We start from the raw sequence: 25,755 nt of genomic DNA on the forward strand, positions 1-25,755 counted from the left end.
GCTTTAACTCACTTGAAACACAAAATTACAAGTAATTAGGAGAAATAAACAATGCCGACGCCAAAAAGTAAGAGGACTATTGTGCTGCAGAGCAGTAACCATGACTCTGAGTTCGACTCTTTGAGAGATGCCGTTGCTGATTCACAGAATGAATCAACTGAGAGCGGGGGTAATGACCTAACTGGGGAGGATTACTCCGAGGCTAGCCCTTACGATACAATTCCCACTGGCAATGGCAACGACGGGTTCCGCTCTACATTGGAAATTATTAATACTGGCAATGGCGACGACTTCCTAACAGAATTCAGTGGTGTCAGTTCAGTTGAGGCCACTCTCCTCCTCCTACCTTCGCTTCAAAAAGTTCGAGAGGCAGCACACTCAAGTGGAGCCAGTTCAAGCGATGGAGCCTGGGCTCTCGGTAGCACTTTCGAGCTAACCAGTGGGGTACCTTTTTCCTCTCAAACAGAAACAAGCGGAGGACCGCTGGTTCGACAATTTCCAGGTGGCAGACAACACTCGGTCTCTCCGCTGGCTTGATGTTTGAGAAATTGGCGATCGTCCCACCCTCTATCTTGACGCATAGGAAATTTAATTTACTCGATCGACCAGTAATACATGGGGAAGCTTTTTTCCGGCTTTCCCTTGATTAGGGGTGCCTCTTAGTAGTTCAACGCAATAATTATTTTTACAATGGCAATTTCATCTTTCAATCTTTCAGATCTCACCGGATCTAACGGCTTTACCATCAACGGCGTTGCCCCTTTTGACACATCAGGTTATAGCGTCAGCGATGCTGGCGACATCAACAACGATGGTATTGCTGACATAGTTATTGGCGCACCTGGATATACTACTAATCTTAGTGGTACTCCTGACCCCACCACCACTCCTGGTACTAGCTACGTAGTGTTCGGATCGCAAGCAGGATTCCCTGCTAACTTAGAGCTCAGTACCCTCAACGGCACTAACGGCTTCGCCCTCAACGGCGTTGCGGCAGATGACTTGACTGGCTTGAGTGTAAGCGGTGCTGGGGACGTTAACGGCGATGGCAAAGATGACCTGATTGTCGGAGCAATTGGGGCTGACCCCAACGGACTAGAGAATGCAGGCTCCAGCTATGTATTGTTCGGCTCCAACAACGGATTCGCTCCCAGCATTGACCTCGCTACCCTCAACGGCATTAACGGCTTCACCATCAACGGCATGGCGGCGGGAGACCAATTGGGATCCTCAGTTAGCGGTGCTGGAGATGTCAACGGTGATGGCTTCGCTGACTTGAGTATCGGCGCACCTTATGCTGACCCCAACGGACTGGAGGATGCGGGTCAAAGCTATGTGGTGTACGGCTCCAACAAGGGATTCCCTACCAGCCTCAACGTCGCTACCCTCAACGGCAATAACGGCTTCACCATCAACGGCATGGCGGCGGGAGACGAATTGGGCGTCTCAGTCAGCGCCGCCGGAGACGTTAACGGTGATGGCTTTGATGACCTGATTGTCGGGGCATTTGGGGCTGACCCCAACGGACTAAAGACTGCGGGTCAGGGCTATGTAGTGTTCGGCTCCAACCAGGGATTCGCTCCCAGCCTCAACGTCAGTGCCCTCAACGGCACTAACGGCTTTGCCATCGACGGCATGGCGGCGGGAGACTTCTCAAGCAGAGTCAGCGCCGCCGGAGACGTTAACGGTGACGGCTTTGATGACCTGATTATCGGGGCATTTGGGGCTGACCCCAATGGCAACTATGCAGGCACCAGCTATGTAGTGTTCGGTTCATCTAAAGCGTTCCCCGCCAACTTTAAGCCCTCTGGACTCAATGGCACTAAGGGCTTTGCCATCAACGGTATTGCCGAGGGAGACCTCTCAGGCTTTAGTGTCAGCAGTGCCGGGGACTTCAACGGCGATGGTATTGATGACCTGATTATCAGCGCACCTGGTGCTGATACCGTTGCGGGTGAAAGCTATCTAGTGTTCGGCTCAAAAGAAGGATTCTCGGCCAGCATTAACCTCTCTTCCCTCGACGGCATCAACGGCTCTGTTCTCAACGGCGTTAATCCAAATAACTACTCCGGCATCTCAGTTAGCGGTGCTGGAGACATCAACGGCGATGGCGTCGATGACCTGATTATCGGTGCCACTTATGCTGACCCGAACGGCAAGACCAACTCTGGCTCTAGCTATGTCGTCTTCGGTAAAGTCCCCACCAAGGGCACGGAAGGCAAGGATGTGCTTAACGGTACATCTGGTGACGATGCACTCTACGGTCGTGGCGGCAACGATACGATCGTTGGCGGTGAGGGCGTCAACACTCTCTTGGGTGAGGATGGCAACGACCAGATTAACGGGGGTTCCCAAACTGATTACATCAATGGTGGCAACGGGAACGATGAGATTTACGCGGGCGGGGGTAACAATACGAGCTATGGCGGTGCTGGTAACGACTTTATCTACTCCGGTTCTGACGATGACCTGATTGTGGGGGGCCCTGGCAACGATCGGATTTTCTTGCGCGGCGGAAAGGACATAGTGGTTCTGCAAATCAACAATGGCGTCGATAGAATCGACAATTTCCAGGTGGGTCAGACGACACTCGGTCTCTCCGGTGGCTTGACGTTTGAGAACTTGGCGATCGCTCAAACGGGGAATGATACTCTAATCAAATTTGCCAACACTGGCGAAAACTTGGCGCGTTTGAATGGGGTACAAGCTAGCAGTATCGGCTCTAGTAGCTTCGTCAATGTTTAGTGCGATCCAACTGCTTTGAGAGTGTTTCACTCTTCGACAACGCACTAAGTTAGGGGAATCCCGCTCGGTTTCCCTAACTTTTCTTTCTTGTACTTCTGTGCACTTTTTAGCACATTTTCTTACGAACAAAAGACTAATCATGACAGATGCAATGCAATCAAACCGTAATGGCTTTGCGGCTAAGGAAGTTCCCCTAACAATCAAAGATGCACCAGACATAGGGGCGCACAGTGGAAATTTCCTCAATTCTGCTACCCCCTCAACTAGCGCCCCCTCCCTGGAAATCACTGCCTCCCGCCAGTTCACCTCCTGGTTAGCCTCGCAAAACCTGAGTCTTGCTTTCACCACCTATCAGGCGGGGAAAGTTTTTTTTATTGGGTTGCAACCGAATGGACAGTTGTCGGTATTCGAGCGCACCTTTGAGCGCTGCATGGGGTTGTATGCAGAGGGTTCAACTCTCTACATGAGTTCTCTGTATCAACTGTGGCGGTTTGAAAATGCTCTGTCAGCGGGACAAGTTCACAATGGCTATGACGGCGTATACGTGCCTCAGGTAGGTTACATCACGGGGGATTTGGACGTGCATGACGTGGTGGTAGAAGTACCCCCCCAGCCCCCCTTATCCAGGGGGGAGCAAGAAAAACAGAATTTTGTCCCCCCCCTTACTAAGGGGGGGTTAGGGGGGGTCATCTTCGTCAATACCCTATTTAGCTGTCTCGCCACAGTCAGTGAAAAGTACAGCTTCCTCCCTCTGTGGCAACCCCCCTTCATCTCCAAGCTAGCGGCAGAAGACCGCTGTCACCTGAACGGCTTGGCACTGCGAGACGGGCTACCCCGTTACGTGACAGCAGTCAGCCAGAGTGATGTGGCGGACGGTTGGCGGGATAGAAGGCGCGATGGTGGCTGCGTTATTGATATCAGCAGCAATGAGATAATTCTGACCGGACTTTCCATGCCCCACTCCCCCCGCTGGTACAGGGATAAGCTGTGGCTGCTCAACTCCGGCACTGGGGAATTTGGCTATGCAGACATCGAACGGGGTGTCTTTGAGCCAGTAGCTTTCTGCCCTGGCTATATGCGCGGCTGTGCCTTCAGCGGTGACTTCGCGATCGTCGGGCTATCCAAACCCCGGCATAACAAGACGTTTTCTGGCTTGTCCTTAGATGACAACCTGCGTGCCAAAGATGCCGAACCCCGCTGCGGATTAGTGGTGATTGACCTGAGAAATGGGGATATCGTCCACTCGTTGCGGATTGAAGGAGTGGTAGAGGAATTGTACGACGTGCAGGTGCTACCTGGAGTGCGTCGCCCGATGGCCATTGGCTTTAAAACCGACGAAATTCGCCGCGTTGTAACAATGGGCTAAGCAGGGAAGTACCCAGGGTGCTGTAAGTTGTGGCTTGGGTTTGAAAAATTAATACTTTGTTGCCCACATTCGGCTCATTCGGCATTTTCTATCGCGCCAAGAGCTTTGAGCGTGGCTTTTTGTGCTTCGGTTAAAACGGATCTGCCAAAACTTTACTTTGCGATCGCCACTACCGCTCACTATTGTTTGACGATGAAAGGTCAAAAGTTGTTTACCCTTTCCCACTTGCCACAGGTGAGTGTCAACATCCATAACACATTTGAGAATTTCACCTCTACAGACTGGGATGGAACCCGATCGCCCAAGTCAGAAATCTCTCGCCAATCGATCGCCAATTTTCCACAAATTCCCACAAAAGTCGCATAATCAACGGTTTTTCCTGTGAGGAACCTGCTGAGAGTTGATAAAGCAAGTCCTAATTCTTCAGCAAGGGCTCTTTGGCTGCCAAAGCCATTGTGCTGGATGGCTAATTTAGCTTGCTTAATGGAGTCGCTGCGAACTTTGAGCGATCGTGACATAGCCTATCCTCCGAAAGTTATGCACATTTTAGCAAGTTACTCGAAAGTCGGTAATAAGTCAGTACATTCTCGGTCTCGATCTCGGTCAATGGCAAGTTTTGATGAATTTAGTAGAGATGAGAAGTCCGATGCGGGTTCTCGATCGAACTTAAGAAGTCAAGTTGGTTAACGACGCCTAGCCGAGCAAGCTTAGTGCGATCGCTCTTGTTCCAAGCATCAAATCCTGAATCAGCATAGGCGTTAACTTGAGACTACTTGGCAAAAAAGTCAACTAAACAAGGAAAAGGATGATGATACTCTCAATCAAATCTATCCCTCTCAAGCGATCAGTACGAATCGTAATATCCCTGATCCTGGTCGTCTTCGTGGGGGCAGCAGTTGCAGTGGGCAGTCCGCCTATTGCGACGGCCCAGGCGCAAGCACAGCAGCCAAATGGGATTGCACAGATTAATAGAGACAACCAGACCCGTCGAACAGGGCGTGTGAACCTTATAGTCAGATTCGATACTCTGGCAGCAACAGCAGGCGGAGTCCAAGCCAAGCCATATGGGTGTGCAGATGTCGAAGGTTTCTATTGCTGGTGCGCCAGTAATAGTTGTAAATCTTCACTTAAGACACTTTGCAATAATCACAATGGCGATTTGTCTAGTGACGGATCAATTTGCGGCTTCCCAGGCTTGTAAATACTCCCACTGAACTGTAGCAAGTTGCGCTCGCAAGGTTGAGTAGATTTCAACGTTTGAAGCAAAGAGGATTACAACACAATGCCAGAATCAACATCCAGTACGTCTCGTGCTGCCAGCATTAAGCCGGAAGAACTTTCTGAAGCCGCAGTAAGGGCAGTTCTAAGAGCGATCGAAGTCCACCCAGTGGGCAAGAAAGATAAGCTTGGACCTTGGACTTTGGGAATTATCTATAACCCCTCGCCGAAACGAATAGGGGAGGCAGTAGATGAGAAACGAACAGGGGAGACAGTAACCATAGGAGTGCCACGAGGATTGAGGGAAGGTCTAACAACGGATGAACTAAGCTCTTTAAAGTCCGGTGGCTCCCTCAACAATGAATCTCTTCGGAAAATAATAGGTAAGCTAACGGGTAATCCCCAGACGGGAATCAAGTTTGCTAATTCCCTGCGGCAAGACTTTTCTGGAACAATGGAGCAACTGTTTGAACTGACTTCCGACGAGCAAGAGAGTGTGTATATCATCTCTCAAGAACGCCCAGATGGTGTAGATCTAATTGCCCAACTTCTCACAGAAACATTCAAGCAGGGTAGTCAACCACAGATCGAGATTTTAAAAGAGGTAGTTTCTGGGTCTGAAGGTGGATCAACTGCTCGAAAGGTTAAGTTCAAGCTTTTTATCAAAGCAGTATGTCCGCCAGCGAATCCCCAAAATTGTAACATTGAAGGTGGATTGGAAATTAATTTCTGATAGGCTCGACGTACCGTGAGGTTGACTGTCAGGACTTATGCAGCTCAATTACTGGAATACCACATTTGAGATTTTACGCTGGTGAGAAGTCTATATATGGTATTCACATTTTTCCAGTTTGTAAGTCCTGACTGTTAAGGGTAACAACTGAGTCTATAGGCTAACTACGGAAGCAGCACGTATTTTAGTAGGAGTTGTTAATGAAAAAAGCTAATACTACTAACGCCCAACCACTGTGTCCGAGTGTCCAACCAGAAATGGCACAAAGCCTCGTGTTCGGCGTTGTAAATGGGACAGTTGAAGAACCACGGGTGGGCTATCTCGCTGAACCTCAGCTTGTCACCGATGAGATATTGGCGCTCTGTGACCCAGTAAAACCTACCGAGGTGTTTAGGTTGGCCGCGCCGTGTGCAGGCAGTGGCTGCAAGCACTTCGATGGCTCTAATTGTCGTTTGGTAGAGCGAACCGTGCAACTATTGCCTGAAGTAGTCGATGTCCTGTCACCTTGTAGTATACGCCCAAGCTGTCGTTGGTGGCAGCAAGAAGGCAAGGCAGCGTGTATGCGATGTCCCCAGATCGTAACGGAGATATATCAGCCAACTGAGCAGCAACGTCAAGTGGCGGCTCCTGCGGATTAGCAATGAGACAAATTCTGACTAGACGATTGTCAAGAGCAATTTTTACCATGCCTTTTTGCTCCAAAATTGCTCTTACGTAATTCATGCAAAATACTCTTGCCAGTATTTTATTTTGATGGAATTTCGAGAGCTTGACCCCTCTCACATAAGCCAAGCAGATTGTCTCAAAGCAAGTTACTCGAAAGTCGGTCACAAGTCAGTACATTCTCAGTCTCGATCTCGGTCATCTGCGTGTTTTGATGAATTTGTAGATGGGATTAGAGGGAAAACAACCTCTAGTAAGCTGCAAGCCATCGGTTGCGAGAATTAGTAGCTCCAACATTGCAGCAAATAGGCAACGTCTTGAAAACACAGTTGAGGATTTTCACCATGAAGAAAAGTGTATTAACGATCGCCCTCGCTACAGCAGCACTCTCTTTAGCTTTCTCTGGGTCGGCTAACGCAGGGCCAGGAATCGTAATCCAGGGCATCCAGTGGAACGGCTGGAGTCTGAACGGCTGGCAGCTCAACGGCGTGAGATTGAAGGCTGTCGTGCTCCCGGGCACGAGTATGCAAGCCACAAAACAGCAAGGCATGGAATTGCAAAGCCTTAAAGTCGAAGGTGGACAGCTTGTAGGCGTAACGCGAGTTGCTGCTGAATAGTTGCTAAAGATAACTGAAAGCCAGATACCCGACTTCTCAAAGAAGCCGGGTATCTGAACCCCTGGCAGAAACTGAAACTATGAAAAAGACATTTATATACAGTTTTGTTGTTGTTTTTCCGGTGTTGCTTGTTAGCTGTGGAGTGTTTGCAAAGAATCAAAACAGCATTTATAAAACCGAACTAGACACCAGCGCGACTCCCCCGAAGACTGAAATTGTTAAAGGCAAAGACTTAAAAGGCGCACAGTTTAACGCAGTTGACGAGCAGGGGAGAAAGCTGAACTTTCAAATCAAAGATGTGGAACTAGACCCAAAAGACCCCGAAAAAGAAACCTATCTTTACACAGTCTTTTATCTAGATTCTGCTGATTCTCAATGGAAGAATTTGTGTACTCCTGATGGCGAGAAGGTCGCCAAGGCAATTCCGCTGACGGGTTCGTGGGATGAGACAGGAAAGCACACAGAATCGAGCGATCTCATGACATTTGGCTGTACCAGTGGAGTTCTAGCTAAGTGCGTTCGTTTCGGCTACAAACCTTGGAAAAATGTCAAAAGAAAGTCACTCCGAGACTATCACCAAGCTTGCACGCGCATGACACGGGCCGATTACTGCGGAAACGGCAAAGGCTACACACGAGAAGGGACTCCGATTGACATCTATGACGACCTTGGTATTCAAGAGAAAACCCCCAACAGCGAGATGGTATTTGAAGCAGCTTGGAGTCCAGATGGTGCGACTTTTATCAATCGACCGAGATGGTATGATACACTATCGGAAATTCGTCAAGAATGTCCTAACAAACTTAAAGAGCGCATTAATGAGAGCGGTGGTTGGACAACTGCTGAAAAAGTGAAACAGAATCAATCAGATTCCTTACTGTTCAATGATTCGCTGGTAAGAAAACGCCCTTAGCGTATCGAAGGATAAAAACTGAGAATTGCTATATTTGTCAAAAATTTGTAGGGACACAACATTGTTGTGTTCTTATATTATGTCCGGTTGCTCCAGCCTAATTATACTTGCGGCCGCGCCACTGAGTAGGCTGATTTAAAGCAGAAATGAGAATTCGCAAAAACGCCAACGGATCGGCTAAAGGTGACAGCCAAAACAGCCATTTACCCGATGCCCCAGTTGTATCGTAGGAAGGAGCGATCGCCAAACACAAAGCCGATCGCACCGCAACCAAAAATACATTCAATCCCAACAGCCAAAAGTGCCCAAATACACCAACCGGCGGCAGCGAACCAAACAGCAAATAGCACAACACAATCGGCACCGGCAAACCTTGAACCGCCAGCAACAGCCACAAATCGCCCCAGATTTGAGCGCCAGAAGCAGCATCTTTCAAATCCAGCGATCGACCCCATTCATTCCAAGTCTCGATCGCCCCCTCATACATCCGCACCTTCAACACCTTAGCCCCATCCAAAAAGCCCACCTTAAAGCCCTTAGCAGCCGCATAGCGAGCCAAAGTCACATCATCGCAAAAAGAACCCCTCGCGACCTCATAGCCCCCCAAAGCCACCAAAACCTCGCGCTTACACAAGAAACACTGACCGTTCGCCATCACCCGTTCCGGCACATCCCCGCCTGTCCCCGTCGGCCCGAAGCGATAAACCAAAGTCATTAACAAAGCAGGTTGCAGCCACAACTCCCCTGGATACTTGAGGATAAACTGCGGCGACAGCGAAATCAAATCGTAATTTCCAGCCGCCGCCGTCTTCAGCAAACTCGCAATCAAGCCCGGATGCGGCACAGTATCGGCATCTATCCCCAAAATCCACTCGCACTTCTCGGAACTTGCCAAAAAACCCGCATTCAGCGCCCACGGACGCCCTACCCAACCCGCCGGCAGCGGATCGTCGTTAATCAAGCGAAACCGGGGGTCTTTTTGTGCTGCTGCTTTGACTAAATCTCCGGTTCCGTCTACCGAATAGCTGTCAACCACGATCGCTTCACGGAGTTCGTAACTTTGGCGGCTCAATCCTTCCAAACAAGGCGAAATTCGATCGGCTTCGTTCAAAGTCGGTACTACCGCAGTACAAGCACCCAACAAATCCAGCGTCGGCGAATCGGGTTCCAAGGGCGGGATGCGCGATGGGCCTTTAATCAAACGCGACATCAGAATGGCTGCGGCGGGCAATTGCAGCAGCAAGAGTGCGACAGGGATGATACTTGTCAGCGATTGGGGGAACAGGTGAGGGGCGATCGGCAAAACCATACTATTGAATAATTGGGAATGACTTACTGGATATGGGTTGGGAGCTTATTTACAGTTCATTTTTTTTGTAACTGGTATCAATTTAAAAAATTTATAGCAACTGCCAAGACGGTTAGGACATTCTTAATCGCTGAAACCATTGCTATTACTGATTCTTCCTTCTTCCTTCTTCCTTCTTCCTTCTTCCTTCTGCGATAATAAAATTTTGACCTCAAACATATTACAGGAATTGGGAATGAAAAAATAGCCACTGAAAAACCCGGTTTCTTGTAGAAACCGGGTTTTTAAACTAGCTCAAAATTTAGTGTAAATTTTTGCTAAATCAGCCGGGGTTGCTCACTAGCAACTCACTTACGCAAAACGCCCACGGGCTCAGGTGGAATTTTAGCCGTGAGAACAGATGTATCCAAAGACGGCATTGTTTCGGTTACGTCACCTGTTGCGGGTTTAGCGATCCAGCTTAACGCGATCGCCGGAACTACACCCAGAAGCACCGCTAGCGATGTCGGGAACCAGAACCGAGAATCCAAGGAAACTACAGTGATAATTGCTCCGAAAGCAAAGTTTACCAAATAAACAATTAAGGGCAAACCCAATTCCGATCGCTCTAATTTAATCGGTGTTTTTCTCCACAAGAAAGCTGCTACAGACATAAATAGCGCCCCCGTACCCATCCAGCCAGCCAAATTGCGGTAAGGCATCCCAAAGAAAGCCCCAAGTTCCTCAAACTCCCAAAAAGGCACAGAAGTTTGACTCATCGCCGGATCTAGTACAAAATCCCAAGCTGTTAGCAGCAAAGCACCAAGGGCGATCGCCCCTATTTGGCGCACCCAGTTGAGCTTACCTTTACCGCCACCTACTCCAGCGCGAGCAATTATGTATGAAACCAGTCCCAGATAAAACCACGAGAGGGGAATTGTAAACGGAACCAGCCCTGCAATTTTGTAGCCCAAACCGCTCAAATAGTGGTAGTGGCCGAAGGGAAAACCCGTACTCGTTCCCAACAACTCGCTACTCAAGGACAAAAACACAGAAGGCACAAAAAAGGCCAGAGTTGCACCCAAACCCAACGTCCGCAAGGAATAGAGAGCAACTGCTGCTGCACCAAAGATGATATAAACTACTCCACCCCCAGCCATCCCCCACTGGAATAGCGTTTGCCCTGCTGGTGGCAAACTCATCACCAATTCGGGACGGGGTAAAATCAGCAGCAACCCTGCCAATCCAAAAGCCATTGAGAAGACGTGGGCAATTAGGCAAAAGCGCTCAGCAATCAAAAGTTGCTTCATGGGACTCCTCGAAAAAATATTAGATGCAAAAAGCACTCTTAACAGTTTACAAACTTTAACAAAAAACCAACTGCATTTGAGTCAGTTGTCTGTTGACTGTTGACTGTTGGCTGTTGACTGTTGACTGTTGACTGCAAGCCCGATGCCCGATGCCCAATGCCCTGTTTGGCCGATGCCCGATGCCCAATGCCCTGTTTGGCCGATGCCCAATTCCCAATTCCCCATTTCCGATCTTAAATTACTGCCAATTGCCCACTAGCACGAAAGGTGCCCAGAAATACGGATTCTGATACTGTTGGTTTTGCAACAGAGTTAATTGAGCGTTGCGGAGGGCTTCAGCTTTGCTGGTTTTAGAAGAAGCCAGTTGCTTGTAAAACTCAGTCATAAAGATAGCTGTAGATTCGTCGTTGACTTGCCAAAGGGTGGCGGCGGTGCTGCGGGCACCCGATCGAATTGCGGCCCCGGCCAAACCCAAAGCCGCGCGGTTATCGCCCGAAGCAGTTTCGCAAGCACTCAAAACCAAAAGTTCGATCGGCTGTTGTTTCTCACCAGTGCGGGCTCGCAGCAGTTGATCGAACTCCTTAACATTCACTTTCTGATCCCAAGTCACAATAAAAGTATCCGCAGCATTCGAGCTAAACTGACCGTGAGTTGCCAAATGGACGATCGGGTAAGACACCGCTTTAATTCGATCGTGCAACCGCCCGCTGAGAAAATCTTCATTCAGCAGCGAACTCGCCGGCATCTCGGCTGCAATTTGTTGAATTTCCTGCTTCACCCCCGGCAAAGCCGAGAAGCCTTGACGCGCTTCGGAGAGGGCAGCGGTAAGCACTTTTAACTTGACTTTGTTCAGCGGTTTCGGTGCCAGCAGTTGCAATCCCGGCGCCAAAGCAATGCTGTATTTTTCTACCAAAAACTTTTCACCGTCGTGCAGCACCGCCATCGGCAGATTCCGCAAGTAACCGTCGAGCACAAATACCAGGGTTTTAATCCCGCTGGCAGTCAAATCCGCCTCTGCAGGGCGGATTAACCAGTCGTAAACCTGTTCAACCGCTTGCCTCCTGTTGCGGGGGAAAGAAGCAGGCCTGATGGTATTTTTGGCTTGTCTGAAGGCAGTTTCCAACTCGGCTTGAGACTTCTGAGTAGCGTAGCGGCGCAGAGGTTTGCCGGGAATTGACAAAATTACCTCCAAACGATCGCTCAAAATAATCGGATAAATCACCGCCGCTGTCGGATCAATTTCCTCGATCGACTTTGGTTTAGCATCAGCGCAAGCATCCCGAAAAAAGTTGTCCAATTCCGCCAACTGCAAAGATTCCACCGTTTGGCGCGCCTGTTTCAATTTAGCTTGACTGGGAGATTCCTCTTGCAAAAGCAGCCCGACTAATTCCCGATAAACCGGTTCGGCACTTTCCCGAAACGAAAATTGCACTTCGGGATTGACTGTCACCAAATCGCCCCGCAGAGAAGACAGTACATTCACAGCTTGACTATATTGAACGATCGCCCCTTCTGTATTCCCCTGAGCTTTCCGAATCCGTCCCAGTTGCCAAAACAATTGGTAAGCAATATCGGGAGATTGAAACGCCGGTGCTAAACTCAAAGCCTCAGTTGTGAGATTTTCCGCTTTCTGATACTGCTGTTGGATTTCCGATAGTTTGCCTTTCGCTGCCAGAATATAAGCTTGTATTCGTTTATCGCCCAAACTGTTTGCTTTTTCGAGAGAGCGATCGAGCATTGTGTCAATTTCGCTTAAACTCAAAGTTTTCGCTGGCGACTGAGCTAATTTAATCAAGCTTTGAGCTAGATTAATTTGAGCGTAAAGTCCGGCGCGGTTCGACCCAAATTGATCGGTTTGAGGTTCGAGAGTACGCCACAAAGCCTCTGCTTCAGACCAATCTTGGCGATCGAGCAACAAACTCAATTGGTTTAACTTTGCTTGAATTTGTAAAAGCGATCGCTCCGGCATCGCCTGGGCCGATCGAGCATAATACTCTAGGGCAAAGCGTTCCCAATCACCCCGCTGTTCGGGTGTCAAACCGGGTTTATTGCTTTTAGCCCGTACCGTATTGCCCAGATTGAGATAAATTGCAGCCTCCTCTGGGCGGGAACCTAATTTTTGGGCTGCTTCGAGTCCAACCGACAGCACATCCTGCGATCGTTCCAGTTGTCCCAAAACCCGCAGCACCCGCCCTAAAGCATGAATTCCCCGGACTTGTTCGAGAGAAACCGACCCATTTTTCAAACTTTCCAAACTCGCTGCCGAAACTTCGCAAGTTGGGTTTTCCAGCTTGAAAGAAGCTAACAGCATTTTGCAAGCTCTGGGGTAAAGTCCGAGAATTTCCCAAGCCCGACTTTGATTAATTTGAACTTGAAAAAGTTGGGCTTTTCTATCAATTTGCTCAAAAATTTTAGCAGCTTGCGTCCAAATCTCAATCGCATCTTGAGGCTGCCCCCGTTCAAGTTGCAACTGTCCTTGAATGTTGAGAGTTTCAGCCAAAATCCGCTGCTGTTCGGGAGTTTTTGCCTGTGTTCGCACAACCGACAAACTCGAATTTACAGCTTTTTCTGCTTCTTCCCAAAGCGCCAACTGGCCGTAGGTTGCAGCTAAATTGCTCAAAGCTGTGGCGCGATCGAGATTTTCCCCTTTTGCCTCAAACTGGGTCGCCGCTTGCTGCAATAGCGGTACAGCTTCCGAAAAACGTTCCTCTTGGTACAGAGTTCGAGCTTGACGGACAAGCTGCACCGCTGGTGGTGGATTAACCTGAGCAACTCCGGGAGGAATCGCAACTGCTAGCAGACAGGAAATCACAAATAACAGAATTACTTGTCGGAGCGATCGGGAAAACTTCATATTTAAGAAATAAAATTACAGCCGCAGACACACACTAATTAACCCTAATCAATCTTATTCTTTATCTGCGTTAATCCGCGTTAATCGGCCTACATCTGCGGTTAAAAAAAAACCAATTTCAACGCGGCACACAACCAGAATTCTGCCGAGGATTGCGAGAGTCAGCAGCATTACCCGGATTATATCCAACAAGAGTTACCTCCCCTTTCGCATTCACCACCCAACCTTGCGCCGGAACAACTTCCCGATCGGGGATTTCCCCTTCTTCCTTATTCCCTCGATCGGCTACATCGGTTAAATCCTCTATATTGCTCGTTGCTGAACTTCCTGCCTCTTCCACCCACGGGAACGGCGCTGCAGCACTGCTGAGGGCATCATTAGGACTCGGTGGCACTCCTCCTTTCCCAGTAGCGGTAAACTCGCTTGCTTGCCCTCTGATGCAGGGATTTGCAGCAATTAACGCAGCCGAATCGACCACATTTTGCGGCAGTTCCACTAAACCTTGAGCAGGATTCACCCCAGAATCACTAAATGTAACAGTACCTTGCAAAGCCGGGCCGCTACTTTGGGAAATCGCGGCGATGTCGCTGGTAGGAATTAAAGATGTCGGACTTACTTGCAACGCTGCAAATTCAGCATCTGTTAATCCTAAACTACTCCTGGCTTGTTCGCGGTTAAGGCTTGTAAAGCCAAATATATTTGGTACATTGACCGTAACTTGTCCGCCCCTAGCTGTGCGAGCATTAGCTGTAATATCACTATTTTCTCGCGGTAAAGCTACCAAAATATCGCTATTAATTCTGATATTACCACCCTCAGAAACACCTGCATCGGTGGTAATTCGGCTACCGCGCCGTAACTGAATATCTTGCGCTTGCAGGTTAATATTAGCACCGGAACCAGTGACCGTTGTGCCATCAATTATACTTTTATTGTCCAGGGCAATGGAGTTCGCTACAACGTTAATATTGCCAGCCCTACCTGTTCCTGAAGATTGAACATTAACCACTGCACTATCCCGAAGAATCAATTGATTAGCATTCAAATTCAACGAGCCTGCATTTCCGCTAGCATTGGAATTGACAGCATTAAACGCCCTACCAGCAGAGGCTTCAATTCCACTCCTCAACCGACTGTTGCTCCCAATACCTTGCACTTCTAAGCGATCGGCATTAATTGTAATATCTCCTGCATCTGCTATACCCAAAGAAGCCGCAGAAATAACGCCGCCATTCTGCACAGTTAGTTTAGGTGTTGACAGGCGGATATCTCCACCTTTACCAGAACTTGCAGTTTGAGTAACAAAAGAACTTGCTACATAGCCCGCATTCTCCAAAAATCGTGACTCACCGCTCACTTCTATAGACTCGGAGGCTCTCACAGTTAAATTTCCTCCCGTCCCCCCACTTGTAGAAAACACGACTTCGCCAAAAATCGCACCAGTCGTTAAACTAATTGTGGCTCCATTAGAAACACTCAACCGCTTAGTGTCGATCGTAATATCCCCACCTTTTCCATTCCCATCAAAAGTATTCGTGCCGAGCCGAGTTTGCCCTAGACCTACAGGAAGACTACCCGATAATTCCACAGATTCACTCGCTTTAATCGCGATATTCCCCGATGCTCCATCACTAAGGCTGAAGCTGGCAAACGCACCGCCCTCGCGCAGTATTAACCGTTGGGCTTCAACAGTGATGTTTCCCCCTTGACCAGTGCTTTCGTTTGTTGTTCCGTTATAGAGCGTTGAACTGACGAGTTCGACCGTGTTGGCGCGGATAGTCAGATTTCCCCCATCCCCAGCACCAAAGGTGGGGGCACCGCCCACTACCCCATTGCTCATCAACAGCCGTCCGGCTTCAATGTTAATATCTCCGGCGGCTCCACTGCCAATAGCGCTAGTAAACAGAACAATTTGCGAAATAAAGGGGTTGCCTGTTCCAGATGTCTGAAAATTTTCTGTAAGCTGCTGATAGCCTTCAATTCCCAACCCTATCATTTCTACTGAGTCAGTAGCGCGGATGTTGATATCGCTTCCCCTCCCCTCTCCCAGTGTGGAGGCGAAAATTTGCGACCCCCCCTCTACTCGCAAGTTTTGGGAATTGATGTCAATGCCTCTACCATTTATATTTCCGAGTGTCAGTCCATAAATTCCTGAACCATTAAGATTAATATTTCCACCTCGAATATCGACTTTCCCACCTCCTAATCCGCTGGTATTTATAAATGCACCGTTCATTTCAATATTGCCGAAGTTCTGAATATTGCGATAGTTTAAATTCAGACCTAAAGCTGTTGGTTCAAGTTGCACTAAACCTGGACTCTTGACGCTACCTAGAAGAATTTGTCCGGTATAAGCCGTTAGATTTCCTCCTTGCAGTTGAATGTCACCGCCAATTAATGCTAAAGTTTGACCGGGATCTACGGCTAAACCGAGTTTTTCAAAAGCAGGAATTTCTATGGGTAGTGGTGGTAAGGCGGATGTAGGAGCCTTTGTTTGGGAAGAGTTGACAATTGTGCCGGGATTTTCTCTAAATCTTAAACCCACAGGAATATTAATCGCTAACAATGGCACTGCATTAGAATTAGCTGCACTAAATTCAAATCCATTATCAAAGAGAATTCCGCTACCAGTTGAGCCGACAAAGGAGCCGCGCAAATCTAACCGAGCGTTGGAACCAAATACTATCCCTTTCGGATTAAGTAAAAACAAGTTGGCATTTCCTTGAACTCCCAAGACACCTAAAATATTAGAAGGATTGCCACCCGTAACGCGGGTGAAGATGTTGGTGATTCCGCTGGGATTGGCAAAATATGCTCCCTGCCCTTCACGGATATTAAATTCGCGCAAGCTGTGAAATAGGTTAACGCCACGAGTTGCACCGCCTTCTATTCTGTCCGATGGTAAGTTATTAATCCTGTCGGGAACTGTCCGCGAACTTTCTGCACCCAAGCTATTATCGGGGATGATTTGGGCGATCGCCGGGAAAGGACACAGCAGTAAGAATGCAAAAAATAGAGCGGAAGATTGGCAGCGCATCTTTTAAGTCTTGTTAATTTAATATTAGGAAAATAGCGATCGGGTAGCTAAAACCTGAAGATTACCTATTGAGGTACGCAAACACCCGTCGGTTTCGGACTGCGAAGAGATGCACCACCACCAGAATTATAGGCTACCAGTGTTACTTTTCCTTGCTCATCCATTACCCAACCTTGAGCGGGAATAATTTCTGTTGGCCGAACTTCTATGGATGTTCTTTGACCTTCTATGTGCTGACTTCCACCTACCGCTGGTTCCACCCAATTAAATTGGCTAGAATTGCTGCTGAGAACATCATTAGGACTCGGTGGCACCCCTCCTTTTCCAGTAGCGGTAAATGCGCTATCCGCCCCTTGCGTGCAGGGATTTGCAGCAATTAACGCAGCCGGATTGACCACATTTTGCGGCAGTTCCACTAAACCTTGAGCAGGATTCACCCCAGAATCACTAAATGTAACAGTACCTTGCAAAGCCGGGCCGCTACTTTGGGAAATCGCGGCGATGTCGCTGGTAGGAATTAAAGATGTCGGACTTACTTGCAACGCTGCAAATTCAGCATCTGTTAATCCCAAAGTCGCTCGCACCTGTTCGCGAGTCACTGAGGTAAACCCGAAAACATTGGGGACATTAATATTAACCCGACCACCTTGAGCCGATCGCGCATTAGCAGTAATATCGCTATTTTCATTGGGGAGGGCGACCAGAATATCGCTTTTAATGTTGATATTACCACCCTCAGAAATACTTGCATCCGTTGTAATTCTGCTGCCTCGGCGCAACTGGATATCTCGTGCTTCGAGGTTAATATTTGCTCCTGGACCGGATGCGGTTCTACCGTCAATGCTGCTTTGGTTGTCAAGAAAAATTGAGTCTGCTTTGACGTTAATGTTACCAGCCCGTCCCGATCCCAAAGCTTGCAGATTGAGTGTTCCTTCATTGCGAAGAATCAATTCCCCGACATTTAGATTCAACGAACCTCCGTTAGCCGTAGCATTAGGATCTATAAGCTCAGAGGCAATCCCAACGGAAGTCTGAATTTGACTGTTAAATTCACCTTGACCCCCATTCCCAATAACTTCTACACGCCCCGCATCAATCGTGATGCTTCCCGCTTCTCCGCTGCCTAAAGATGCAGTGCTAATAACTCCCCCACCCCGGAGAGTCAGTACAGGTGTAGAAATGTTGATACTCCCTCCCCGATTAGCAGTATTGGCATCAGCGCAGATGAAACTGGGATTCCGACTCCCGTTCGCCAAAACTCCAGAAAAACCCTCGACTGTTACTGACTCAGTGGCCCTAACTGTCAAATTACCTCCGGGCCCCCCAGTTGTATTCAACGGTTGGTTGCCGACAACTGCTCCGCTAGATAAACTAATTCCGCCTCCGTCAGAAATCCTCAACCGCTTCGTGTCGATATTAATGTCCCCAGCTTCCCCATTCACACCGCTGGCAGTTGAGCCAATTAAACTTGCTACGGGACTTCCAGTGGGAGTCCGCAGCACTTCTACTGATTCCGAAGCTTTAATGTTGATATTCCCCGCTCCTCCTTCACCGCGGGTGAGGCTGATCACACTAGCACCATCGCTTACGGTTAAACGTTCTCCCTCAAAGGTGATATTTCCTCCCCTACCGGTACTCGCCAAAAGTGGGCCGCTGTGGATTGCAGAAGCGAGCATATCTAAAACCCCGGCACGGATGGTAATATTTCCGGCGTTGCCAGCACCTAACGTGGTGGTAGTCAATGCGCTTCCATTGTCCATCAGCAATCGTCCCGTGTCGATCGTGAGGTTTCCGGCGGCTCCCATGCTATTAGTGCCAGTTATCAGCAGAAGTTGTGGGTCAAAAGGGTCGAAAGAGCCAGATACCGTATAGTTACCACCAAACACTCTATAGTTATCTAATCCAATTCCGAGCATTTCTACTGAGTCGGTAGCCCGGATATTGACAGCGCCTCCCGCGCCACTTCCTGCTGTCAGCGTGGAGATTTGCGTTCCACCTTGGACTCGAAAATTTTGGGCGTTAATGTCGATGCCCCTACCATCGATATTTCCCAAAGTCAGTGCATAAATTCGCCCATTGTTGAGGTTGACATTTTCCCCTCGAATATCGACTTTGCCGCCACCGATTCCACTGGTGTTGATCAGTGAGCCGTTGGTCATTTCAATATTACCAAAGTTGGAAATCTTGTCATAGTTTAAACTTAATCCAAATGGCGTTGCCCCAAATCCAACCATCCCCGGACTAGCGACGCTACCGAGCAAAATTTGTCCGGTTGATGCAGTGACACTTCCCTGATTTAATCCAATATCTCCTCCCACTAGGGCGAGAGTTTTTCCCGGCCCAACTGCTAAGCCCATGTTATTGAAAATCGGCGGAATTCCTGGGGGTAATTGTGGTAAAGCCAAGGCTGGTGCTGCTGAATTGTTAATGATTTTTCCGGGATTTTCTCGAAAATTTAAACCGATAGGTATATTGACATTTAACAGCGGTAATGAGTGGGGATTGCTGCTGCTGAATTGCTCGCCATTATCGAAAACTACGCTATCAGCAGAACTTGCTAAAAATGAACCACGTAAATCTAACCGCGCATTGGGGCCAAAGACAATTCCTTTGGGGTTAATTAAGAATAAGTTACTGTTTCCCAAAACTCCCAGAGTTCCTAAAATATTAGAATGGTTGCCACCAGTAACGCGGGTAAAAATATTCGCAACCCCGTTAGGATTGGCAAAATAGGCTCCCCGCCCTTCACGGATGTTAAATTCACGCAAGCTGTGAAAGAGGTTAACGCCACGAGTTGCACCGCCTTCTATTCTGTCCGATGGTAAGTTATTAATCCTGTCGGGAACTGTCCGCGAACTTTCTACACCCAAGCTATTATCGGGGATGATTTGGGCGATCGCAGGGAAAGGAAACAGCAGTAAGAATGCAAAAAATAGGGCGGAAGATTGGCAGCGCATCTTTGAAGTCTGGTTAATTTAATTTTAGAAAAATAGCGATGGATTAGCTAAAACCTGAAGAGTACCTATCGAGGTACGCAAACACCCGTCGATTTCGGACTGCGAAGAGATGCACCACCACCAGAATTATAGGCTAACAGCGTTACTTGTCCTCGATCGTCCATTACCCAACCTTGAGCGGGAATAATTTCTGTTGGCCGAACTTCTATGGATGCTCTTGGGCTTTCTACTTGCTGACTTCCACCTACCGCTGGCTCCACCCACGGAAACGGCGATGGAGCGCTGCTGAGAACCTCGTGAGGACTCGGTGGCAATCCCCCCCGACCAGTTACAGTAAACTCGTTCTCGGCCCCTTCTATGCAGGGATTTGCAGCAATTAACGCAGCCGGATTCACCACATTTTGCGGCAGTTCCACTAAACCTTGAGCGGGGTTCACTCCAAAAGAACTAAATGTTACTGCCCCTTGCAAAGCCGCGCCCCCACTTTGGGAAATAGCCGCGATGTCGCTGCTTGGAAGCAGAGAAGTAGGGCTTACTTGCAACCCTGCAAATTCGGCGTCACTGATCCCCAACCTGTCTCTGACTTGTTCGCGACTCGCTGCTGTAAAGCCAAAAACATTGGGGACATTGATATTTACGCGGCCGCCGCCTGCTGTGCGGGCGTTGGCTGTAATGTCGCTGTTTTCTTGCGGGAGGGCGACAAGAATGTCGCTGTTGATGTTGATATTGCCGCCGTCAGAAGTGCCTGCATCCGTGGTAATTCGGCTGTTGCGGCGCAATTGGATATCTCGCGCTTGCAGGTTAATATTTGCTCCTGTACCGGATACAGTCGTGCCGTCAATCATCGCTTTGTTATCAAGAGCGATCGAATTTGCGACAACATTAATATTACCAGCGCGTCCGGTTCCCGTAGCCTGCACTGTCACTGTAGCTCCATCTCTGACAATTAGTCGATCGGCATTCAGATTCAACGAACCCGCATTTGCCGTCGCCTGGGAGTTAGTACCAAATATCTTGCCCACCGAAGCATCAATTGTACTGATAAACAGACCATTATTTCCGCTGCCGCTGACCTCAATGCGATCGGCATTAACAGTAATATTCCCCACATCTCCTACACCCAAAGAACTCGTAGAAACTACCGCCCCATCCCGCACGGTTAGGCTTGGCGTATCAATGCGAATATCCCCGCCCGGACTAGAGCTCAAAGTTCCAGAACTCAGCGCACTAGCACTCTGAATTCCGCTGCTCAAAAGTTGAGAAATACCTGAAATTTCTACTGATTCACTAGCCGTAACTGTTAAATTTCCAGCAGGCCCGCCCTCCTGAGAAAACAAAAACCTGCCAATTAACACACCCGATCCTACTGTAAACGCAGAACCCCCTGAGAGACTCAACCGCTTGGTATCGACGTTAATATTCCCCGCCCTTCCGTTTGAGCCGATACTCAGGGTGCTAATTCCTGTTGACACAACTGTTGGCGGGCCACTGTTAGACAATTCTACTGATTCAGCAGCTTTAATGTTGATATTCCCCGACGGGCCGCTGCTGTAACTCGTCGTAGTCAGAAGAGAACCGTCGCGCATAATTAATCTGGCGACATCAACACTAATGCTTCCTCCCGCACCGCTACTTTCTTTAGCTGTCCCGTTGTTAATTCCAGAACCCACCATTTCAAAAGTATTGGCGCGAATGATTAAATTTCCGCCCCTTCCACCGCCAAAAGTGATGCCGCTACCTACTACCCCATTGTTGAAGAGCAGGCGGCCGGTGTCGATCGTAATATCCCCCCCCGAACCAGCACCAGCACTAGCATTAAACAGCATCATTAGCGGGTCAAAGGGGTCTGTAGTTCCCGATACCAAATATTTAATTGCAACCTGTTGATAGCCCTCAACTCCCAGCCCGATCATTTCTACTGAATCAGCAGCACGCAAGTTGATATTTCCTCCTGCACCATCTCCTAGAGTCAGAGTTGAAAATTGTGTGCCGTTTTCCACTCGCAACTGTTGGGCGCTGATATCGATACCTCTACCATCAATATTTCCCAGTGTCAGCGCATAAATTCGCCCACCGCTGAGGGTCACATTTCCACCTTTTAACTCTACTCTGCCGCCACCGATTCCGCTAGTGTTAATCAGTGTTCCATTGGATATTTGAATATTGCCGAAGTTCTGAATATTATCATAATTAACAGTTAAATTACCCTGCTGAGTAAGAGGAGGAGTCAGTGCAAAATTAACTAAACCGGGACTGGCGACGCTACCGAGTAAAATTTGTCCGCCGCTGGCGGTTAAATTGCCACCTTGGAGTTGGATGTCGCCGCCAATCAGTGCTAAAGTTTGACCGGGGTCTACTGCTAAACCAACTCGATCGCTAATTGGGATTGGCACAGCAGAGGCTGGCAGGTTTACCTTTCCTATAGCCGTCGATTGGTTGACAATTGCACCGGGATTGTCTCTAAATCTTAAACCAACGGGAATATTAACAGTTAACAGCGGGGATGTTTGCGGGTTAGTGCTGCTGAATTCAAAGTCGTTATTAAACACAATACTGTCAGCCGTGGAACCAATAAAGGAACCGCGCAAATCTAACCGCGCATTCGGCCCGAATATAATTCCTTTCGGATTAATTAAGAATAAATTGCCGTTGCCTAAAACTCCCAGAGTTCCTAAAATATTTGAAGATTTTCCGCCCGTAACGCGGGTGAAAATGTTAGTAATTCCGCTGGGATTGTCAAAATATGCTCCCCGCCTTTCACGGATGTTAAATTCGCGCAAGCTGTGAAAGAGGTTAACGCCACGAGTTGCGCCGCCAGTGATTCTATCTGAGGGTATGTTATTGATTGTATCGGGAACTGTGCGCGAACTTTCCGGGCCCAGGGTATTATCGGGAATGATTTGGGCGATCGCGGAAGTGGGAAATAGCAACAGGAAAGCAAAGAGTAGGGAGTAACTTACGGGCGGGCTAGATTCCCAACCCCTACTCCCCACAATAAAATCTAGTATTTGTGGAACAGGCATCTTGCCTGTTTTTGAGAATGGTGAAAATAGTAAAGAGTAATGGACTGGAGGCATAAAAACACTTTTTCCAGGATAAAAAATATCGGTGTAATCTCATCTCGTTTCTCTAAATGTTTTGAATTTGGCTGCTGAGTACAAGTTGCTCGACTGTGATTTCTAGTTCGGGAAAAGTTTTAGAGATAATGCGCTCATTACCTCTAAAACTTTGAACTACATAACTGCCATTTTCCAAAGAGTAAACGAAAACTGTGGGAATTTTGGGATTTCCTAGATAAGCCCTAGAAGCGATCGCTAAATAGTCCACAATCCAATACTCACAAATGCCGAGGCGTTGATACTCATCTAGTTTATCCACATAGTCGTCTTCCCAGTTAGTTGAGGTAACTTCTACTGCTAATTGGATAGGTTCGGTAAGGGCTCCGTAGCCACGTACATTGCTGTTCCATACAGATGTCTTAACCACGCCAACATCAGGATTTCTGCCTTGTTCTTGTCCTGAAGCTGTTACAGTTCTCAAAACTATATCTTTGTCAACGATATAGTCAAGCCCCAAGCGATCGCTTTCTCTGTCGAAAGACTTAACAAGAAATCGTGCCACATTTTTATGAGCTCTGGTTGCTTCCACTTTGACAATCTCTCCATTTACAAGTTCGTAGATGCCAGATCCGTCTGGGTACTTTTCGAGAAAATCTGCAAATGTTAGTTTAGTTTTTGTCTGAACCATAAGACAAGCCCTCTTTTGTTAACTAGGTTAGGATTTATATCGTTTCCGGTTCCATCATAATTATATATTTGGATCGTATCAGTGCGATCGTCCCCGCTCGCGACTCAAGTAGCGATCGAGACCGCCACTTAATAAAATTTGACCGTCAGCGCTAAAAATAACTGACAACCTTGCCAGCTCCACAGCCATAGGCTAAGATTTTGCAAAGGTCGAGAACACAATCTTACCAAGCTTTTTTATGAACTACCGAAATCAAATCACGCTCGAACCAAATAAACGCGGTGGTAAGCCTTGTGTACGCGGCTTGCGAATTACGGTTTATGAAGTGCTTGATTACCGGGTTTCCGAGATGACCGAAGCAGAAATTCTGGACGATTTCCCCGATATGACGCGACAAGATTTAAAAGCCTGCATTGCTTATGCTGCTGACCGCGAGCGTCGGTTTATGACCGATCCCTTATCCGCATGAAATTACTTTTTGATGAAAATTTGTCGCCCAAGTTGCCGAACCGTTTGAGCGATATTTTTTCAAATATAAGAAAGATAGCTTTTTTCATTGCGACGGCTGAGGAAATCTGTTTCTGTTTAAATATGTGTGCAGAATATGCGTCCAAATGTTGACTCTCAGAAGATAGAACGATTGATGCAAGTCTTGGGTAGAGAAGCTCAGGGTTCAGTGCTTAGAAGCAAAGTTGAGAACTTCATCGAACGTTTTGAAGGTAACTCAGAGGAGGAACAGTCATGAGCTTGAATGAGTTGCCGGGAGCGGAGCTAATTCTACCTGGATTGGACGAGCTTCATCATGGTAAGACGAATACAGTTGGGTCATTGTTAGTCGCGATCGCAGCAACGCGCCTAGCCGAAGCGGGCTTAGATGTTCCCAAAGATCGTCTAGCCACAGAGCCAGAACTGACCCTGTACGCTCTTCTTGAAGATGAACAGGATGATGCCTACCTCTACTACAATGCTTTGCTGAATCGTCTAAATAGCTTTTGCAATGCACTTGAACTTCGTTATATGTGAGAATATGCGATCTAGCGGGATAGAATGGATTTATGTTTGCGTTATGGTGAAGTCACATTAGGCATTGAACTGAAGGTTGGGCGTTGATCCGTGTTTGAGCAGCTTCTACAAAGACCTCAGTCACCTCTTTTAATAGTTTAGAATTAGACTGTAGTCACTTCTGTTAAGCTGTTGTGCTTTTAAATAGGGTATAATAAAAATTCAGTTTACTCAATCACTACAAAAATGCCAGCTAAAAACCATCTCAATCCCAAACAAATAGAGAAACTACAAAAAGCCTTAAGAGAAGAAGAAAAAGCCAATATTAGAGAAAGAATTCTGATTTTATTATTGCTTAATGACGGGAAAACGCAATCTAAAATTGCTGATTTTTTGGGTTGTTCAGTAAACAAAGTATCTTATTGGTGTGTGAAGGGAGACCCCGACAATCTAGAAAGTCTAATCGATGAAAGAATGAAGGGAAATCACAAAAAAGCCACAGACCAATATATAGAAATATTATTAGAAACTATAGAAAAAGACCCTCAAGAATTAGGATATGAATTTGGAAGATGGACAGCGCAGAGATTAGCAACATACTTAGAGCAATCCACAGGAATAAAATTAAGTGGAGGACAAGTTCGGAGGATATTAAAGCAAAAAAAGTATGTTTACATCTGGGCTAAGTATAGTTTGGAGTCAAAGAGAAATCCCGAAAAAAGAACAGCATTTAAAATAAAGATAGCCGAATGTTTAAAAATAGAAAAAGAATCGCCAGAACGTTTACAGGTATGGTTTTGGGACGAGAGTGGATTTAGTTTAAGAGTCACCAGAAGAAAGAACTGGTGTAAGAAAGGCAGCCGAAAAAAGGTCAGAGGAGACCGAAGAAAAGGCAGAGTTAATGTAATGGGAGGAGTGAGAAATTCCGATAAAAAACGGTGGGTAGAGTTCATCAAGAAAGGCAATTCATATAATTTTTATCAGGTTCTAAAACTCTTTTATGAAGAGCTAATCAATGAATGGGTATCAGCAGGTAATCCAGCCTCAGAATTTGCTAAAAAAGGAGCGAAAATAGTGATCGTTCTTGATAATGCTAGTTTTCATAAGAAAGAAGAGTACCTGAAAATAATTGAAACAGAAATGCCTAATATTCATTTAGAATTTCTCCCCGAATACAGCCCAGACTATAACTTATAGTCATTTCAAATAAATGTGAGACAAATGCAAGATGATGTAAAATCAAGAAAAATTGTTAACTCGGAGCCGAAAAATGGCATACAGTCTAGATTTGAGAAAAAGAGTAGT

General features: G+C 47.4%; 19 protein-coding genes and 1 pseudogene. 11 read left to right on the top strand and 9 right to left on the bottom strand.

The annotated features are described in order from the left end of the window. The first annotated feature begins 51 nt into the window (after positions 1 to 51). The 3 genes from NDI35_RS22255 (at position 52) to NDI35_RS22265 (ending at position 4,111) form a co-directional block, all read left to right on the top strand. A complete protein-coding gene (locus NDI35_RS22255; RefSeq protein ID WP_445314625.1) occupies positions 52 to 537 on the top strand; it encodes a hypothetical protein in 486 nt (161 codons plus the stop codon). A 153-nt stretch (positions 538 to 690) separates the two neighbouring features. Next, the gene (locus NDI35_RS22260; RefSeq protein ID WP_445314626.1) at positions 691 to 2,745 is read left to right on the top strand and encodes a hypothetical protein; all 2,055 of its coding nucleotides are present in this window, start codon (positions 691 to 693) and stop codon (positions 2,743 to 2,745) included. Positions 2,746 to 2,884: 139 nt separating this feature from the next. After that, entirely contained in the window at positions 2,885 to 4,111 is a 1,227-nt protein-coding gene (locus NDI35_RS22265) for a TIGR03032 family protein (protein ID WP_445314627.1), read from the top strand. 200 nt (positions 4,112 to 4,311) lie between these two features. On the opposite strand, the gene NDI35_RS22270 is transcribed toward NDI35_RS22265, so the two are convergent. After that, positions 4,312 to 4,629 (bottom strand): hypothetical protein, encoded by a 318-nt coding sequence (locus NDI35_RS22270; protein WP_445314628.1) that lies wholly within the window; start codon positions 4,627 to 4,629, stop codon positions 4,312 to 4,314. Positions 4,630 to 5,393: 764 nt separating this feature from the next. On the opposite strand from NDI35_RS22270, the gene NDI35_RS22275 reads away from it, so the two are divergent. The 4 genes from NDI35_RS22275 (at position 5,394) to NDI35_RS22290 (ending at position 8,255) form a co-directional block, all read left to right on the top strand. After that, the gene (locus tag NDI35_RS22275) at positions 5,394 to 6,062 is read left to right on the top strand and encodes a hypothetical protein (RefSeq protein WP_445314629.1); all 669 of its coding nucleotides are present in this window, start codon (positions 5,394 to 5,396) and stop codon (positions 6,060 to 6,062) included. 200 nt (positions 6,063 to 6,262) lie between these two features. Beyond that, positions 6,263 to 6,700 (top strand): nitrogen fixation protein, encoded by a 438-nt coding sequence (locus NDI35_RS22280; RefSeq protein WP_445314630.1) that lies wholly within the window; start codon positions 6,263 to 6,265, stop codon positions 6,698 to 6,700. 369 nt (positions 6,701 to 7,069) lie between these two features. Then, a complete protein-coding gene (locus NDI35_RS22285; RefSeq protein WP_445314631.1) occupies positions 7,070 to 7,342 on the top strand; it encodes a hypothetical protein in 273 nt (90 codons plus the stop codon). Between the two features lie 79 nt (positions 7,343 to 7,421). After that, a complete protein-coding gene (locus NDI35_RS22290) occupies positions 7,422 to 8,255 on the top strand; it encodes an ADYC domain-containing protein (protein ID WP_445314632.1) in 834 nt (277 codons plus the stop codon). A 97-nt stretch (positions 8,256 to 8,352) separates the two neighbouring features. Here NDI35_RS22290 and cruG read toward each other — a convergent pair whose 3' ends face one another. The 8 genes from cruG to NDI35_RS22330 all read right to left on the bottom strand — a co-directional run bounded on the left by cruG (position 8,353) and on the right by NDI35_RS22330 (position 23,448). Then, complete coding sequence (gene cruG / locus NDI35_RS22295; protein ID WP_445314633.1) at positions 8,353 to 9,564, bottom strand: 2'-O-glycosyltransferase CruG; 1,212 nt, start codon at positions 9,562 to 9,564, stop codon at positions 8,353 to 8,355. Between the two features lie 347 nt (positions 9,565 to 9,911). Next, the gene (gene cruF, locus NDI35_RS22300) at positions 9,912 to 10,853 is read right to left on the bottom strand and encodes a gamma-carotene 1'-hydroxylase CruF (protein WP_445314634.1); all 942 of its coding nucleotides are present in this window, start codon (positions 10,851 to 10,853) and stop codon (positions 9,912 to 9,914) included. 81 nt (positions 10,854 to 10,934) lie between these two features. Continuing rightward, positions 10,935 to 11,078 (bottom strand): hypothetical protein, encoded by a 144-nt coding sequence (locus NDI35_RS22305; RefSeq protein WP_445314635.1) that lies wholly within the window; start codon positions 11,076 to 11,078, stop codon positions 10,935 to 10,937. A 13-nt stretch (positions 11,079 to 11,091) separates the two neighbouring features. Continuing rightward, entirely contained in the window at positions 11,092 to 13,707 is a 2,616-nt protein-coding gene (locus NDI35_RS22310; RefSeq protein ID WP_445314636.1) for a CHAT domain-containing protein, read from the bottom strand. A 118-nt stretch (positions 13,708 to 13,825) separates the two neighbouring features. Then, complete coding sequence (locus NDI35_RS22315) at positions 13,826 to 16,744, bottom strand: two-partner secretion domain-containing protein (RefSeq protein WP_445314637.1); 2,919 nt, start codon at positions 16,742 to 16,744, stop codon at positions 13,826 to 13,828. Between the two features lie 65 nt (positions 16,745 to 16,809). Then, a complete protein-coding gene (locus tag NDI35_RS22320) occupies positions 16,810 to 19,701 on the bottom strand; it encodes a two-partner secretion domain-containing protein (RefSeq protein WP_445314638.1) in 2,892 nt (963 codons plus the stop codon). Positions 19,702 to 19,766: 65 nt separating this feature from the next. Further along, positions 19,767 to 22,724 carry a two-partner secretion domain-containing protein gene (locus tag NDI35_RS22325; protein ID WP_445314639.1) on the bottom strand — a complete coding sequence of 986 codons (2,958 nt, stop codon included), beginning with the start codon at positions 22,722 to 22,724 and terminating at the stop codon, positions 19,767 to 19,769. Between the two features lie 106 nt (positions 22,725 to 22,830). Then, complete coding sequence (locus NDI35_RS22330) at positions 22,831 to 23,448, bottom strand: Uma2 family endonuclease (RefSeq protein ID WP_445314640.1); 618 nt, start codon at positions 23,446 to 23,448, stop codon at positions 22,831 to 22,833. 238 nt (positions 23,449 to 23,686) lie between these two features. On the opposite strand from NDI35_RS22330, the gene NDI35_RS22335 reads away from it, so the two are divergent. The 4 genes and pseudogenes from NDI35_RS22335 to NDI35_RS22350 all read left to right on the top strand — a co-directional run. Beyond that, positions 23,687 to 23,917 (top strand): DUF433 domain-containing protein, encoded by a 231-nt coding sequence (locus tag NDI35_RS22335; RefSeq protein WP_445314641.1) that lies wholly within the window; start codon positions 23,687 to 23,689, stop codon positions 23,915 to 23,917. A 135-nt stretch (positions 23,918 to 24,052) separates the two neighbouring features. Further along, complete coding sequence (locus NDI35_RS22340; protein WP_333376261.1) at positions 24,053 to 24,193, top strand: hypothetical protein; 141 nt, start codon at positions 24,053 to 24,055, stop codon at positions 24,191 to 24,193. Continuing rightward, positions 24,190 to 24,471 (top strand): hypothetical protein, encoded by a 282-nt coding sequence (locus NDI35_RS22345; protein WP_445314642.1) that lies wholly within the window; start codon positions 24,190 to 24,192, stop codon positions 24,469 to 24,471. Before NDI35_RS22340 ends, NDI35_RS22345 begins: the two co-directional genes overlap by 4 nt. 225 nt (positions 24,472 to 24,696) lie before the next feature. After that, positions 24,697 to 25,644: pseudogene (locus NDI35_RS22350) on the top strand (IS630 family transposase); the annotation flags it as partial. Positions 25,645 to 25,755: the final 111 nt, after the last annotated feature.

Origin of the sequence: Microcoleus vaginatus FACHB-2002 (assembly GCF_040004035.1) — a bacterium.
Taxonomy (GTDB): Bacteria; Cyanobacteriota; Cyanobacteriia; order Cyanobacteriales; family Microcoleaceae; genus Microcoleus; species Microcoleus vaginatus_C.